The organism is Pseudoalteromonas sp. DY56-GL22 (genome assembly GCF_041414715.1).
Lineage (GTDB): Bacteria > Pseudomonadota > Gammaproteobacteria > Enterobacterales > Alteromonadaceae > Pseudoalteromonas > Pseudoalteromonas simplex.
This window is the reverse complement of the sequence record NZ_JANHZR010000007.1, coordinates 81,958-96,987: the sequence shown is the minus strand read 5'-3', so window position 1 is coordinate 96,987 and position 15,030 is coordinate 81,958. Positions and strand designations below refer to the sequence as shown.

The following is a 15,030-nucleotide window of genomic DNA, read 5'->3' as shown; positions in this document are numbered from 1 at the left end:
GCGCGTTAGGCGGTGAAGCCAACGCTCGTTTCATAAAATAAACAGGACAAAATATGAATATGTCTTATTTTAAGGCCCCCGTACTTGCTTGGAAGAAAGTAAAACGGTTGCTTCTGTTGTCGTTTTTAGTGACAACTAATAATGTATTTGCAAATGACTTAACTGTTGATTCAGTTTCATTGTCAGAGGCAATACAACGAACACTTGCAAACAACCCACAGCTAACAGCTTTTAAATACAAACAAAAGCGTTTAGACGGCGAGTTAGCTACCGCAGGGTTAAAACCTGAATATAACGTCAGCGCTGAATTGGAAAACTTTGCAGGTACAGGTGATGTATCTGGATTCAGCGACGCTGAACTTACCTTATCAATATCTTCCGTGGTGGAATTGGGAGATAAGGTAAATAGCAGAAAGCTTTATGTTAATGCCCAACAGCAAGCAATAGCTGTTGAAAAAAGAATACAAACACTCGATATTTTGGGTGAAGTAGCAGCTCGCTATATCGATGTTTTGACGTTACAGCAAATCATGCTCGTCAATGAAAATGCAGAAAAGCTAGCACGAGAAACCTATCAAACTGTCTCCAAAAAAGTTCGTGTTGGTTCGGCACCGTCATCAGAGCAAAAACGAGCTGATGCAGCTTTAGCAACAGCTCGACTAAAGACGCTAACCATTTCCAAGCAGTTAGAGGCCAGTGTTCGTAAGTTAGCTATTATGTGGGGAGAACAATCACCGCAATTCTCTCGTGTATCAGGCGATTTATTTGCACTTCCCAAAACAATATCACTCGAATACATCATGGCTCAACTTTCTCAAAGTCCTCATATATTAGCTTATGCAGAGCAATCGAGAATTCAGCAAGCTCAATTACAATCAATCAACGCACAAAGCCACGCTAATATAACGTGGAGCGCAGGTGTGAAAAGACTTGAAGGTAGCAATGAGACTGCGTTGGTTGCAGGAATTAGCGTCCCTCTGTTTACGAGTGATAGAAATAGAGGCAGCTATCAATCTCAAAAAGCAAAACTCGATGAAGTTGAGCAGCAACGGAAAGCCAGTGAGCGAGCAATTTACAGCCAATTAGCGACATTTTATGCGGCTCAGGAAGAGGCTCGCCTTACGGTTGAAACCTTACAAACCAGTATTATTCCGCCTCAAGAAAGTGCTTTGTCATTAGTGCAAAAAGCCTATTCGGACGGGCGCTTTAGTTATTTAGAGCTAGTTTCAGTTCAAAAAGAGCTTATTGAGATGCAATATGCGCTTATTTTTGCCGCAAGTGAGGTTCACAAACAAAGCGCCTCCATTGAGTCCTTATCAGGCATTCCATTAATTTCTTCCGGCAATACAGAAAGCCAACTTTCAAGCTTTATTGAGAATTAATCATGAAAAAGAAAAATATATTAAATTCACCAATCAGCCTTTTCAAATTAATGCTTGTTGCTGTAATTGGTTTCACCTCCATCACGACCTCAGCCAGTGAAGAACACAAAGATGAAATAGTCTCTATGTCTGTTGAGATGGCTAAACAAAACAGCATTGAAACAGTAGCAGCAACTAGCGGTGTTATTCATAACGAAGAAGTTGTATATGGAAAAATCGTTGCCGATCCTGCCTCACTTGCGCACGTTAACGCTAGATTCGATGGTGTTATTAAGGAAGTAAAAGTCAATCTCGGCGAAGAGGTCAAAAAAGGTGAAACGTTGGTAGTGATTGAATCCAATGAGAGCTTAAATCAATATTCGATAAAAGCACCAATGTCTGGGCGTATAGTCGCTAGGCAAGCCAATATTGGCGAGCTTACAAATGGTGAAAACTTGCTGACAATAGCCAATTTTGACGTGGTTTGGGCACAACTATCAGTGTTTCCTACTCAGCTAAGTAAGGTTAACGCTAACCAGCAGGTGCTAATTCATAGCACTGAATTTAATCAAAGTGCGCAAATTAGCTATTTAACACCATCACTAAACGACAAGCCATACTCATTGGCATTTGTAAAATTGGATAACAAAACCAACAAGTGGCCGCTTGGCACTGTAATTAAAGGTGCGGTTACGACCAGTCAACACTCTGCTCCAGTTGTTGTGCCAAAAGGAGCCATTCAAGAGTTTGAAGGCAAAGATGTTGTTTTTATTAAAGAAGGCAATGAATACCACCCTAGCGCCGTAAAAACTGGCGCTTCAGACGCTATCAATATTGCTATCATCGACGGTTTGAACGTCGGCGAAAGTGTGGTTGTAAAGAACAGTTATCTGCTAGTTGCTGATCTAAAAAAATCGGAGGCTGGACATGAACACTAATCTCCGACCTTTTTGTCCTCTACATATTGGCTTCAGTATTATCGAGGTGAAAATATGATCGCTTGGATACTAGAATTATCTATCCGTAGACGTGGTACTATGTTGCTTATGGCCTTGTTTATCATCGCTTTAGGAATATGGAACTATCAGAAGCTACCTATTGACGCTGTGCCAGATATAACCAATGTACAGGTACAAATAAACACGCAGGCTCAAGGTTATTCACCTTTGGAAACAGAGCAACGGATTACGTTTATCGTCGAAACGGGCTTGGCGGGTTTACCTAAGCTGGATTATACCCGTTCACTTTCTCGATATGGCCTGTCGCAAGTGACTGTTGTGTTTGAAGAAGGCACAGATTTGTATTTTGCCAGAAACCTAATCAATGAGCGACTTAGCGCAATTAAGGAGCAACTACCGTTTGGCATTGAACCAGAAATGGGACCAATTGCTACGGGCCTCGGTGAAATATACATGTACAGTATAACTGCCGACGAAAGTGCAAAGCAGAATAATGGCTTACCCTATGATGCGATGGCGTTAAGGGAGATCCATGACTGGGTAGTGAAACCACAACTTGCATTGGTTAAAGGGATTACGGAAATCAATGCAATTGGTGGCTATAAAAAGCAATACCATATCAATCCCGATCCGTTAAGGATGTTGCACTTCGGTATTACCAGTGAAGCACTATCAAATGCAATAATGCGAAATAATGCAAATCAAGGGGCTGGATTCATCGAAAGAAGCGGACAGCAAATTCTTGTTCGTTCACAAGCTCAGTTGCAATCTATTCAAGACATCCAAAACGTCATTATAAAAAGCGACGACGGCACACTTGTAAAAGTTAAAGATGTCGCCGAAGTTGCGATAGGAAAAGAGCTAAGGACAGGAGCTGCATCACTGGAAGGCAAGGAAAGTGTGATTGGCACCGCAATGATGCTGGTAGGAGAAAATTCACGCTCGGTGGCATTGGCTGTTGGTGACAAGCTTAGTGAAATCCAAAACAGTTTACCTCAAGGCGTGTCCATAGTTCCCTTATATGACAGGACAACTCTGGTTGATAAAGCAATTAGCACCGTACAGAAAAATCTTATTGAAGGTGCATTACTGGTTATCTTCGTATTGTTCCTATTACTGGGTAACATACGCGCCGCTTTGATTACCGCCGCAGTAATTCCTTTGGCAATGTTGGCAACAATCACGGGCATGGTTCAAAGCAAAGTCTCTGCGAATTTAATGAGTCTGGGAGCCTTAGATTTTGGATTGATTGTCGATGGCGCGGTAATAATCGTTGAGAACTGCATTAGGCGGTTAGCAGAAAGCCAAAAACGAAATAGTTCTGTCATTTCCCTGAAAGAACGCCTAGACATTGTTTATTCTGCTACCAATGAGGTTATACGACCTAGTGTTTTTGGCGTATTGATCATAACGATTGTCTATTTACCTTTGTTTACCTTATCGGGTGTCGAGGGCAAAATGTTTCATCCGATGGCCGCAACGGTGATAATCGCTCTATTGTCTGCAATGGTATTTACCTTCACGCTAGTCCCCGCTGCGGTTGCTTTATTCTTGAAAGGCAAAATCAGCGAAAAAGAAAGTCCAGTAATTGTCGGCGCTAAGTCAGTTTATAGTCCTGTTTTGAAGTGGGCTTTAAAACTACGTTGGCTAGTTGTTTGCGGCGCTGCTTTACTTGTGACATTTAGCATATTACTTGGTAGTAAATTAGGATCTGAATTTGTTCCTCAACTTAATGAAGGTGACATTGCACTGCACGCGATGCGTATTCCGGGCACGGGTATTGACCAAGCTGTAGAAATGCAGAAGGTACTTGAACAACAAATTATGAAATATGATGAAGTTGTTACGGTGTTTTCAAAAACGGGCACAGCAGAAGTTGCGACAGACGCGATGCCGCCAAATGTGACTGATACTTTTCTGATATTAAAGCCGAGAGAGCAATGGCCCGACCCTAATTTAACGAAAGAGGATTTTGTTGAAAGGCTGGAAAAAGATCTCAGCTCTATTCCCGGCAATAATTATGAGTTTACTCAACCAATTCAGATGCGATTTAACGAATTAATTAGCGGAGTAAGAGCTGATTTAGGGATTAAGCTCTACGGTGATGATCTATCCCAACTTGTCATTTCTGCACAAGAAGTTTTGGCTACACTCAATACAATTTCAGGTGTTGCTGATGCGCGGCTCGAACAAGTTGATGACGTGCCTATCTTTACCGTTAACCCCAAGCCTGAAGCATTAGCGCTATACGGGTTGGATGCAAGCGACTTACAGTCTTGGTTAAAAACAGTCGTGTCAGGTGAAGGCGCAGGGTTAATATTCGAAGGTGATCGTCGATTTGAAATTGTAGTTAGATATCCTGAGCTGTTGAGAGCCAACCTTGATCAGCTAGGTAATTTGCCAATCGCGACAGAAAGTGGTGAGTTTGTACCTGTAAGCGAAGTTGCAGAGTTAAATTATACGACAGTTCCAAGTCAAATAAGCCGAGAAAATGGTAAGCGACGAATTGTAATTACAGCAAATGTTAGAAACCGAGATCTAGGCTCATTCGTACAAGAGGCACAGCAAAAAATTCAACAAAATGTTGAATTGCCTGCTGGTTATTGGCTTGAGTACGGCGGAACATTTGAGCAACTTGAGAGTGCAACGCAAAGATTATCCATCGTAGTACCTGCCACATTGTTTGTAATTTTGACACTGCTTGTCATAGCATTTAGTTCAATAAAAGATGCCCTGATCATATTTAGTGGTGTGCCTTTAGCACTTACAGGCGGCGTATTGGCTTTGTGGTTAAGAGACATGCCTCTTTCAATTTCTGCTGCTGTTGGATTTATCGCTCTTTCAGGGATAGCTGTATTAAATGGACTGGTGATGCTGTCATTCATTAAACAGCGATTACTTGAAACAGGAGAGCTAATAAACTCAATTATCGAAGGTGCAACTATCAGGCTTCGCCCTGTATTAATGACCGCTTTGGTTGCTAGCTTAGGTTTCATTCCTATGGCATTAAACGTCGGAACTGGGGCTGAAGTTCAGAGGCCATTAGCAACGGTGGTAATTGGAGGGATTATTTCCTCTACTTTACTTACTTTAGTTGTTTTGCCTGTTCTATATAGAATTGTTTACAGTAAATACAAATCTTAACTTTAATTTAGAGGCTTCTCGTAATGTTTTCGAGAAGCCTTTTGTTAAGTTACTTTTGCTCGTTCAGGTGTGTAAAAAGACCTATTTAAAACTAAATTACTTTTAAGACGCCGCGATACATTTGTATCTGACAATGAAACTCATGCTCTCCCTGTGACAAGTTTAATAAGGTAATTTGAGTAATTTCATTTAACTTAAGCTGTTCGCTTATATCCAATGAAGGAATAAGCATTATTTCAGCGCAGGGGGATTGCTCTTTATGACCGTTATGAACGCACGTCATTATTGCTAATTGCGCAGATTATGAATGAAACTGGTAAACGGATTATCATTTTTTGTACTGACAGAACCATTAATAATCTTTGAACAATCGCCCCGTTTGTGAGTACTTTCAATGTCCTCAAGAATAGACTTTAATGATCGGCCTAGCCGATCAAGGCGAGTAACTATTACCTCATCACCCTACCTGATGAAATCGATTAGCTTCTTTAACTTTTTTCATTTCTAACCGAAGTACCAGACACATTGCCTTATAATATTTTTTTACAACCATAATAGCCCAACTGAACAGTTGAGCATTCAAATCTTGTTCTCTAGTAGATACTCTTGCAAAACCACTTTCATGTGTAGGAAACTTTTAGCTTTCGGACATGAACGAGATAAAAGATCAATATTCGTTCATTTAAAAAGTGAAATAAATGACAACTCTAACTATCAAGATTAATTCTTCCACATGCTTTAACTGTGTCTTCACTTGTACACGAGCTTACATTTGTTGAAGCTCAGCTTGTAGTACTTTGAGTTCCCACATTAGATTGTTAACTAAAGCCAATTCCGCCTGTGTCTATCACAAGTTCAAAACTCAAACTCTAAATATAAGCTGATTTGATCTCCTTCAAAGAAGATTTTTTGCCCATAAACTCTTACACCGAAATGTGTAGATTAGTACTGATTCACAATAATTGCGCTGAAATTGAGTCAATCGTATTACAAATACTCTTATTGATACTGGCTCATTACTTGCAATTTTTCGAGAACATGACCACATGTAGAGAATAATAGGCTAACAGTGGGAAATATTTACACTATCAATGTAAGGATTACTTATGAAATACTCAAGATTTGCTGCAATGATCATCACCTCAACCATTGCTATGTTTGTCATGATGTATCTCAACACTTACGCAGTATCACATATATGGTTTAGTGAAACGCGTATCTATATGGCGTTGTATATGGGAGCAGGTATGGCAATGATCATGCTGGCCTTTATGCTTGGCATGTACAGTAACAAGAAGCTCAACATGGCTATTTTTCTATTGGCGACAATACTGTTCGCCATATGTCTTTATCTTGTTCGCTCTCAAAGCACAATTTCTGACACTGCCTACATGAAAGCGATGATTCCTCATCACTCCATTGCTATTCTTACTAGTGAGCATTCAACTTTGGAGGATGTACGCGTGCGTGAATTGGCAAATGGTATTATTAAAGCCCAACGAAAAGAAATAAAAGAAATGGAATGGCTGATTAAGGATATTTCTGAAAATGGAAAGGTCAGCTCACAAGCTCAGGCTGAGCAACGACCGCTCCCAAAGTTTGAAGGCACACTGAACAAAGGAGACTAAGATGACTAAGACAGCTACCCTGTACAGAATGGTCACTGACGAACATATCTGCCCCTATGGTTTAAGGTCGAAAGATTTGCTGGAGAGGCAAGGGTATGATGTAGAAGATCATAAGCTCACGTCAAGACAACAAGCTGATGACTTCAAAGATAAGCATGATGTCAAAACTACGCCACAAACCTTTATTGAAGGAAAGCGTGTCGGAGGATACGATGACTTAAGAGAGTATTTTGGTAAAGATGAAGCAGGTCAAACTGGCACAACCTACACGCCAGTTGTAGCCATTTTCTCGATAGCTGCACTTCTTGCTGTCGCATCTCAACATTTTGCTTCCGGCTCATTTATCTCCATCAGAACACTGATGCTATTTATAGCTTTTTCAATGACGCTCTTAGCGGTGCAAAAACTGAAAGACCTATACAGTTTCACAAATTCGTTTATTACTTATGATTTACTAGCGATGAGATGGATAAGATATGGTTATATTTATCCCTTCATTGAAGCATATGCAGGTATTGGTATGGTTGCCCAACTACAGCCTCTCGCAGTGGCACCATTTTCATTGTTTATCGGCACAGTTGGAGCAATTTCAGTTTTCAAAGCCGTTTACATTGACAAACGCCAGTTAAAGTGTGCCTGTGTAGGCGGCGATAGTAGTGTGCCACTTGGATTTGTATCGCTATCTGAAAACTTATTTATGATCGCGGGAGCATTGATTATGCTGCTGATGTAAAGGTATAGCTCTATTCGGCGGCTCCTTAACTGTTAAGATTAGACCTAGGATGCCAGCCCACACCTTTCTAATCCATATGTAACATTTTTTCTGTCGTACTGGCATCAAGATAACCAGAACTGAGCAAACAATCTCAAAGGTTGTACAAAATAACACTAAAGCTTTTTCATTAAGTTTTATTGTTATGCTCTTGTGGTGGCTTTCGCCACCACTTTATTAGTTTTCAAGTTCCACCATATCTTTCGCTGCAATGTCACCAGACACTAGCTTTACAGTTGCGAAATGATCATTCACAATTTTAGTAATTTGTACCGTTCCTACCTTTTCGATAGTGTAGGGATCGTCACCTTCACTCAATACTATTCTTTCATGGAATCTAATAACACTGTATTTTTGCCCAACCTCTGCGCCATGCTTAGCACCAATACAGATTAGAGTTCGATTATCAGAACTTTCTACTACCTGACCTCTCATCATGTATTTATGATAAAAAGTGGTATTAGAACAACCCACTAAATATAAACCGAATGTAAGCAATAAAAGAGCTTTTATATAGGGTGTTTTCATCACTGTTACCTCATTTGACTAACTAATTATCTATACACTTTTTTATGAATTCATTTGTTTTTCCGGCCAGCCCCCGAAGGTGCTTGATGACAACTCCAAGGCTTATGAACAGAGTTATCTTTGATGTTCTGATCAACAAATTTATAGTAACTTTCTTTAGTATGTGTCCACCAATCATCATGAACATCTGCGCCATACTTACGGATTACCTCCTCAATCCCATCAAGGCTTACGTTTGCGGCATCATAGGCAAGGTGTATTTCACCTTCTTTGATGTTGTAACTAACTTCATCTATACCAAAAAGCTGATCTATTTCTTTTACTAACTCGTCACAGCTTTCTTCTGTGACATTGCTAAGCTTTAGATTTCGAACAACTAAATTTTGCTCTCTAACGCCAACTCTATGATCTAAATCGCTCATAATTTTTCTCCTAATGTTTGTGTGAATGCTGTTGATTGCTATCTTTCATTTCTTCCATTTTCCGGTTCATCTGCGGCATCATGTTCTCCATCATTTCTAAATGATGTTCAGTCATCTTGATTTGTTGATGCATTGGCATTTCTTCCATATTTTTGTGCATGGATTGCATCATCTTCATCATTGAACGGTGATGTTCAACCATCATCTGCTGTTGCTTGTCAGGATCTTTTTCAGTTTTAATGGCATGGACTTCCTTTTTCATTTCCATCATTTTTTTATGCATTTCTCCCATGTTCTCATGTGGTATTGTCATGCCTTGATGCATATCAGCTTTGTTCGCACCTTCATGTTTATGCTCATTGTTTTGGGCAAATGAGCTAGTGGTTATCAGTAGTGAACTAATAAATAAAATTGATTTAGTTAACGTTTTCATGATTTTTACCTTCTACACTTTTATTAAAATTTGGGATCCAACTTGGTGTCGATTCCATATACCTGTGGTACTCCGAACCAAACTCAGCAATCGCTTGTGCTTCTTCGCGTTTCGCTAGCTTGACGTAAACAACGACTAAGATCGGAAACATCGCAAGTGTTGGGATTGTCGGCCACTGCAATAAAAAGCCGAACATGATTAGAATGAAAGCTACATACTGTGGGTGGCGACACCTTGCATACCATCCAGTTGTAGCCAATTGATGATGCTTTTGCGCGTGATGCAATACATTCCATGCTGAAGACAACATAAAGAAACCTGCAACAATAAACACCATACTCACTATATGAAATGGGTCCCAATGGGCATCACCTTGAAATCCAAAGAAAGTATGTAATAAATGCCCATTCTCATGCGCAAAGAAATTTACTTCTGGATAGGTCTCCGTCAGCCACCCCGACAGAAAATAGATAGTTAAAGGAAAGCCATACATTTCAGTAAATAGGGCAACAATAAAGGCGGAGAACGCTCCAAGGCTTCGCCAATCAGTAGATGTTTTTGGTTTGACAAAACTAAAGGCAAAAAAGATAAAAATTGCTGAGTTCAGTATCACCATTGACCATAAGCCATAATCATATGTCTCATTCATCACTGTTCTCCTTTTTATGTGATTCCTTACGTCCTTCTTCTAAACCTTGTATGTAGCCGTCACGATAGGCAGCATTTTTATCCGTGAGTTCTTGAAAGCTCTCTTCCTTTTTCTCATCAGGCGCATGTGAATGATCGTGGCCATGTTTGCCATGACTGCCATGCATAAATACGTGCATCAACGGGCATAGCAATAAAATCAAATAAGGAAGAAATTGCAGTACATGCTGTCCATGTTCAAAGATTAAAAAATAGGTGGCTGCGGCAATAAGCACCAATGCAGCCCAACCCGTGGGTGTTGACCAAAATTTAGGGTGCTCATTTTTCATATTGGCCTCCTATTGACCTTAAATTTTCCGCTGAAGCTTCAGACTTAGAATTTATCCAGAAGAGATTATCCACAGGGGAGATACTAACTAGTCCTTCTCCTTCAACGTTGGTATACGCTGCATCAAGCAAAACTTTAGCAACATGTTCTGCATCATCAAAAGCAACATAAATTGTCATAACTATATGTGCTGATAAGTGATTTCTGTTGTAAGTATCAGCATATGCACCTCTGCCCGTTGCTTTATGAATGGTAAAGCCTTTATAGCCATGTGAAAGTAGTGCCTCTTCTACTCGTGTTAACACCATTTCATCGAAAATGGCGGTCACTTTTTTCATCCTCCTAAACAACCTTTAAGACACCGCGATACATTTGCATCTGACAATGAAACTCATGCTCTCCCGGTGATAAGTTCAATAAGGTAATTTGAGTAATTTCATTTAATTTAAGCTGCTCGCTTACCTCCAATGATGGAATAAGCATTGTTTCAGCGCAGGGTGATTGATCTTTGCGCATAAACTTCAGAGTGACAGGTTGACTAGCAGACACTTGGATTGAGGATGGTGAATACACGCCATCCCTCACTTCAATGAGTACTTCATTACCTTGAACAATTGTTTTATTGGGTTTGTATAGCCAAAACCACCAAACAATCAGTGCGATTAACACTAAGCCTAATAAGTTAATTAACATCATCGTGTTTCTCCTTAATGCTCTTTTGCTTTAAACAAGCGAAGTCGATTTGCATTTGACACTACAGTCAATGACGAAAACGCCATTGCAGCACCTGCAATTACAGGGCTAAGCAGAATGCCAAAGAAGGGATATAGAACCCCCGCAGCAAAAGGAATCCCGGCTACGTTATAGACAAACGCGCCAAACAAGTTTTGTTTTATATTTCGTAAAGTAGCTTTGCTTACCGCTATGGCATCAGCTAGGCCATGAAGTGAACCACGCATTAGGGTAATGTCAGCACTTTCGATAGCTACATCAGTCCCTGTGCCTATGGCGAAGCCAACATCGGCTAACGCTAGCGCAGGAGCATCGTTGATGCCATCTCCTGTCATACCAACAATTTCGCCGCCTTCTTGTAGCTCTTTCACCTTGTTGGCTTTATCTTCTGGCAGCACTTCAGCAAGAAACTCACTAATACCCGCTTTTTTGGCAACAGCAGCAGCGGTTTCCTTGTTATCACCCGTTAACATGATGACGCGTATACCATTAGCCTGAAGTCGTTTGATAGCAGAGATTGAGTCTGACTTGATAGGATCTGCAACAGCAATGATTGCTGCAAGTTCACCATCTACAGCAAAGTACATAGGTGTTTTGGCTTCTTTGGCTAAAGACTGCGCTTGTTCAACAAAGCCTGTGAGGTCTATGCCTTTTAACTTCATTAGTTTATCGTTTCCGAAAAGCAGGGCTTTATTGTTGCAGTTTGCTTCTACACCAAAACCCGTAATGGCGTTAAACGCTTCAATTTTTAGTAACTCAATATCCTTATCTAACGCACTTTCAACAATCGCTTGCGCTAAAGGGTGCTCTGAGCCGCTCTCTAAACTTGCAGCAAGCTGTAGTACGTCTTTTTCGTCCGTAGCTTTTGCTAAAACAATATCGGTTACCTTAGGTGCCCCTTCAGTAATAGTGCCCGTTTTATCTAAAATCATGGCAGTGATTTTAGAGGCGGTTTGCAGTGCTTCACCGTTGCGAATTAGCACGCCTGCTTCTGCGGCCTTTCCTACTCCGACCATGACAGACATGGGCGTTGCCAAGCCCAAAGCACATGGGCAGGCAATAATGAGTACAGTAGTTGCTGATACGATGGCAAAAGCAATTGCTGGCTCAGGTCCAAAGTTAAGCCATGCTAGCGCACTTAACACAGAGATGATCATGACAACAGGAACGAAAAAAGCTGAAATAACATCAGCCAAGCGGCCAATCGGCGGTTTAGAATTTTGTGCTCGTTTCACCATATTGATGATTTGCGCAAGCGCCGTGTCTTTTCCAACACGTGTGGCTTTAAACATAATCATGCCTGATTTGTTCAAAGTACCAGCGACAACCTCATCTTCTTCGGCTTTTTCAACAGGCATAGGCTCGCCTGTCAGCATGGACTCATCAATAGAGGTGTGCCCTTCCAATACCACACCATCGACGGGAATTTTTTCGCCCGGTTTTACCTTTACAATATCGTTAAGTAAAACCTGCTCAATACCAATCTGAACTTCTTTGCTATCACGAACTACGGTTGCCGTTTTGGCCTGCAAGCCGATAAGACGCTTAATGGCCTCAGAGGTTTTACCTCTGGCTTTTATTTCTAATGCCAGACCTAAATCAATTAAGCCAATGATCATGGCGGTAGCTTCAAAATAAACATGCCGTGCCATTAATGGAACGGCGTCAGGTGCAAACACGACAACCATCGAATACACCCAAGCTGTACCTGTTCCTAAAGCTATTAGAGTGTCCATATTAGCGGAGTGGTTTTTAAAGCTTTTCCATGCTCCTACATAGAAATGCTTACCTGAAAAATACATAACACCAAAAGTTAAAATGCCTACAACCAGCCAAGACATGCGTTCAAGGTTTGTTTCAACCGTCATTTCTCCAACCACAATGCTGTAGATCATCAAAGGAACACCAAGTGAAAGGGCAATAAACGTATCGCGCATTAGTTTTTTATAATATGCCCAATCAGCCGCTTCTTTCTCGTCAAGCGCATCTGCTGCCGAGCTATCATCAATTGACTTCGCGTTATACCCCACAGACTCAACAGCTTTGATCAATTCTTCTGTCTTAGCTGTCCCAGAAACTGTTACAGTCCTATCAGCAAAATTCATTTCCGCACTGACTACACCAAGAGTTGCCTTTAACGCCCCTTCAATTTTGCCTACACAGCTAGCACACCCAGCGCCTTCAATGATAAGCTGTTGGTTATGTGATACTTTCTCCAACGTATTCTCCTTACTTTTACACGAAGAGGATTGAGCTTTTGCCTGACAGCAACAGCCTGATTCAGTTTTTATATTTGTGTTAGTAGCCACCCTTTTTCCTCCTATGCTTTTTTAATTTGCTCAAAGTTTTCGATGAGATGACAAACCATGTTTGCAGTCGGTGCTTTGTCTTCCATTTCTTCCCATTGAGAAAGCGCAGAAGACATTTTTCCTCGAAGTGCCAACATTGCTTGAAACTGCTTTTCTGTTTCTTCAAGCCGCTCTTTGATCAGGCTTCTGACTAATGGGCACGCACTTTTACCATCTTCAGATTCATTAATAATTTCCTTGATATCTGCAACGGAAAAACCAAGGTTTCTGGCACTTAAAATGAATTTAAGTCTCGATACTTCTTTATTCGAGTATGACTTGTAGCCGTTCACTGACTTAGCAGGTTTTAACAATCCTAATCTGGTGTAATAGCGCACCGTATCAGCAGTCGTTCCAAGGCTTTTTGCCAGCTCCGCAACTTTCATATTCACTCCTCAGTTTTTTAGCTAAGTTTGTACTCTCATCTTCAGCTTAGACCTGTGTCTAAGACACAGGTCAAGTACTAATTCTAGTGAATAAGCTAAAAACTAATTTTTTGGTAAAAGAGAAATCTCGGCCAAAATCGACAGCATTAAGTACTGTAAATGGCAATAGTTTGAGAATTTTCATAGTGCCTTCAAAATATCGTACTAATCGTTCAAAACAATTGATTATTTAAATCAATGAATAAGTCATTCTATTTTTGATGGGAGTGGCGAAAAAAAGACGCACTGATCCCGTGATTAGCCAATAATTGGTGGACGATAAAGTAAGAGATGGATACCAGATTTTGGTAGAGGTGTACGCTGTAGAAATAGCTCAGAGTAAATATTGCAAATACCTTCCTCTTGCGCTTGCACAAGATAGGCATTTAAATGAAAGCTTGAACAAAATCCCCCCTCACAACAAACACAATCACTAGCTTTGCATTTTTCACATACTTCATCACCATGACGGTGTTTAGAGTCTTGCGAGTTTACAGTGTGATAGTGACTATTGTCATTCATTGATTGATGGTGAATATTTTTGCTTCGTTGCATAATATGAGTGTCGGAAGATCCATTTTTATGTTCTTCACAATTCATTGGCTTAGCTGTAACAAAACTATGCTGCGTAAGCAACACAGTTATTATCACTATTTTAAACCACCTGAAAAGTCCAAACATTATCATTCCTTCTTTAGCACCTATAATATTAGCCACTTTGTAAAAATAATTTTATGATCTTGATCAACCTTTGAACTAAAACCTAAACTTTTTACTTTTTACTTTTTACTTTTTACTTTTTACTTTTTACTTTTTACTTTTTACTTTTTACTTTTTACTTTTTTAAACAGCTTAAACTTAACAAGTATAAAAGGGGTGTCTAATTTATACTCATGAGATTGAAGCCAAGCATGAGCACCATTAAAAAAAATAAAAACCCTACGCTCATAACTAGGTATTGAGAAAGGGATCATTTTTCCAATTGTTCAGCTTTAAGCGTAGTACTTTGCAACAATCGGTTCTATCCCGAGCACACCCAATTCCCGTTCATCAAAAGTGATAAAATGGCCTATTGTACGTCTTTCAATGGCGATGTTTTTTGGCTTGACTCTTTAACCTTAAACATTCGCCAACTTTACTTCTTAGCTGATATTCCACCTTGATAGGTATACACCAGACTGGCACCGACTGAAAACAAGAAGTAGCTTACTATTACTGCTCTTAGTTCTTTCCAAAAAAACTATTAGTTAGGCCTTTCCTAACATAACTAAAATGGTTTAAATCCCAAAAAACGAAAGCTAC

General features: G+C 40.2%; 17 protein-coding genes. 5 read left to right on the top strand and 12 right to left on the bottom strand.

What is annotated here, in order from left to right:
- The first annotated feature begins 59 nt into the window (after positions 1-59).
- The 3 genes from NO991_RS15535 to NO991_RS15525 are packed head-to-tail and all read left to right on the top strand — an operon-like array spanning position 60 to position 5,464.
- Entirely contained in the window at positions 60-1,382 is a 1,323-nt protein-coding gene (locus tag NO991_RS15535; RefSeq protein ID WP_231387283.1) for a TolC family protein, read from the top strand.
- A gap of 2 nt (positions 1,383-1,384) precedes the next feature.
- Entirely contained in the window at positions 1,385-2,299 is a 915-nt protein-coding gene (locus NO991_RS15530) for an efflux RND transporter periplasmic adaptor subunit (protein WP_016708235.1), read from the top strand.
- 54 nt (positions 2,300-2,353) lie between these two features.
- Positions 2,354-5,464 carry an efflux RND transporter permease subunit gene (locus NO991_RS15525; RefSeq protein WP_016708236.1) on the top strand — a complete coding sequence of 1,037 codons (3,111 nt, stop codon included), beginning with the start codon at positions 2,354-2,356 and terminating at the stop codon, positions 5,462-5,464.
- Positions 5,465-5,555: 91 nt separating this feature from the next.
- On the opposite strand, the gene NO991_RS15520 is transcribed toward NO991_RS15525, so the two are convergent.
- Both NO991_RS15520 and NO991_RS15515 read right to left on the bottom strand, forming a co-directional pair.
- Positions 5,556-5,696 carry a cupredoxin domain-containing protein gene (locus tag NO991_RS15520; protein WP_229677580.1) on the bottom strand — a complete coding sequence of 47 codons (141 nt, stop codon included), beginning with the start codon at positions 5,694-5,696 and terminating at the stop codon, positions 5,556-5,558.
- A 56-nt stretch (positions 5,697-5,752) separates the two neighbouring features.
- Positions 5,753-5,872 carry a hypothetical protein gene (locus tag NO991_RS15515; protein ID WP_353683143.1) on the bottom strand — a complete coding sequence of 40 codons (120 nt, stop codon included), beginning with the start codon at positions 5,870-5,872 and terminating at the stop codon, positions 5,753-5,755.
- A 698-nt stretch (positions 5,873-6,570) separates the two neighbouring features.
- On the opposite strand from NO991_RS15515, the gene NO991_RS15510 reads away from it, so the two are divergent.
- The gene (locus NO991_RS15510) at positions 6,571-7,092 is read left to right on the top strand and encodes a DUF305 domain-containing protein (protein ID WP_008109672.1); all 522 of its coding nucleotides are present in this window, start codon (positions 6,571-6,573) and stop codon (positions 7,090-7,092) included.
- Position 7,093: 1 nt separating this feature from the next.
- A complete protein-coding gene (locus NO991_RS15505) occupies positions 7,094-7,825 on the top strand; it encodes a MauE/DoxX family redox-associated membrane protein (RefSeq protein ID WP_016708238.1) in 732 nt (243 codons plus the stop codon).
- Positions 7,826-8,041: 216 nt separating this feature from the next.
- Here the strand turns inward: NO991_RS15505 and NO991_RS15500 are convergent, their stop codons facing one another.
- The 10 genes from NO991_RS15500 to NO991_RS15455 form a co-directional block, all read right to left on the bottom strand.
- A complete protein-coding gene (locus tag NO991_RS15500; protein ID WP_062566151.1) occupies positions 8,042-8,392 on the bottom strand; it encodes a hypothetical protein in 351 nt (116 codons plus the stop codon).
- Between the two features lie 50 nt (positions 8,393-8,442).
- A complete protein-coding gene (locus tag NO991_RS15495; protein ID WP_019677951.1) occupies positions 8,443-8,814 on the bottom strand; it encodes a hypothetical protein in 372 nt (123 codons plus the stop codon).
- 10 nt (positions 8,815-8,824) lie between these two features.
- Positions 8,825-9,247 carry a hypothetical protein gene (locus NO991_RS15490; protein WP_062566152.1) on the bottom strand — a complete coding sequence of 141 codons (423 nt, stop codon included), beginning with the start codon at positions 9,245-9,247 and terminating at the stop codon, positions 8,825-8,827.
- Positions 9,231-9,896: an isoprenylcysteine carboxylmethyltransferase family protein gene (locus tag NO991_RS15485; protein ID WP_063529850.1), complete on the bottom strand. Its 666-nt coding sequence runs from the start codon at positions 9,894-9,896 to the stop codon at positions 9,231-9,233. The genes NO991_RS15490 and NO991_RS15485 overlap by 17 nt, the downstream gene beginning before the upstream one ends.
- Entirely contained in the window at positions 9,889-10,224 is a 336-nt protein-coding gene (locus tag NO991_RS15480; RefSeq protein WP_063529849.1) for a DUF2933 domain-containing protein, read from the bottom strand. The genes NO991_RS15485 and NO991_RS15480 overlap by 8 nt, the downstream gene beginning before the upstream one ends.
- Entirely contained in the window at positions 10,214-10,561 is a 348-nt protein-coding gene (locus NO991_RS15475) for a P-II family nitrogen regulator (RefSeq protein ID WP_138627004.1), read from the bottom strand. The genes NO991_RS15480 and NO991_RS15475 overlap by 11 nt, the downstream gene beginning before the upstream one ends.
- Positions 10,562-10,565: 4 nt before the next feature.
- The gene (locus tag NO991_RS15470; protein WP_138627005.1) at positions 10,566-10,919 is read right to left on the bottom strand and encodes a cupredoxin domain-containing protein; all 354 of its coding nucleotides are present in this window, start codon (positions 10,917-10,919) and stop codon (positions 10,566-10,568) included.
- A gap of 11 nt (positions 10,920-10,930) precedes the next feature.
- On the bottom strand, positions 10,931-13,174 hold the full coding sequence (locus tag NO991_RS15465; RefSeq protein WP_371352170.1) for a heavy metal translocating P-type ATPase: 2,244 nt from the start codon (positions 13,172-13,174) through the stop codon (positions 10,931-10,933).
- A gap of 101 nt (positions 13,175-13,275) precedes the next feature.
- Positions 13,276-13,689 (bottom strand): MerR family transcriptional regulator, encoded by a 414-nt coding sequence (locus tag NO991_RS15460; RefSeq protein ID WP_016708244.1) that lies wholly within the window; start codon positions 13,687-13,689, stop codon positions 13,276-13,278.
- Between the two features lie 297 nt (positions 13,690-13,986).
- Positions 13,987-14,409, bottom strand: coding sequence for a hypothetical protein (locus NO991_RS15455; protein ID WP_290209154.1), 423 nt, complete (start codon positions 14,407-14,409; stop codon positions 13,987-13,989).
- Between the last annotated feature and the right edge of the window lie 621 nt (positions 14,410-15,030).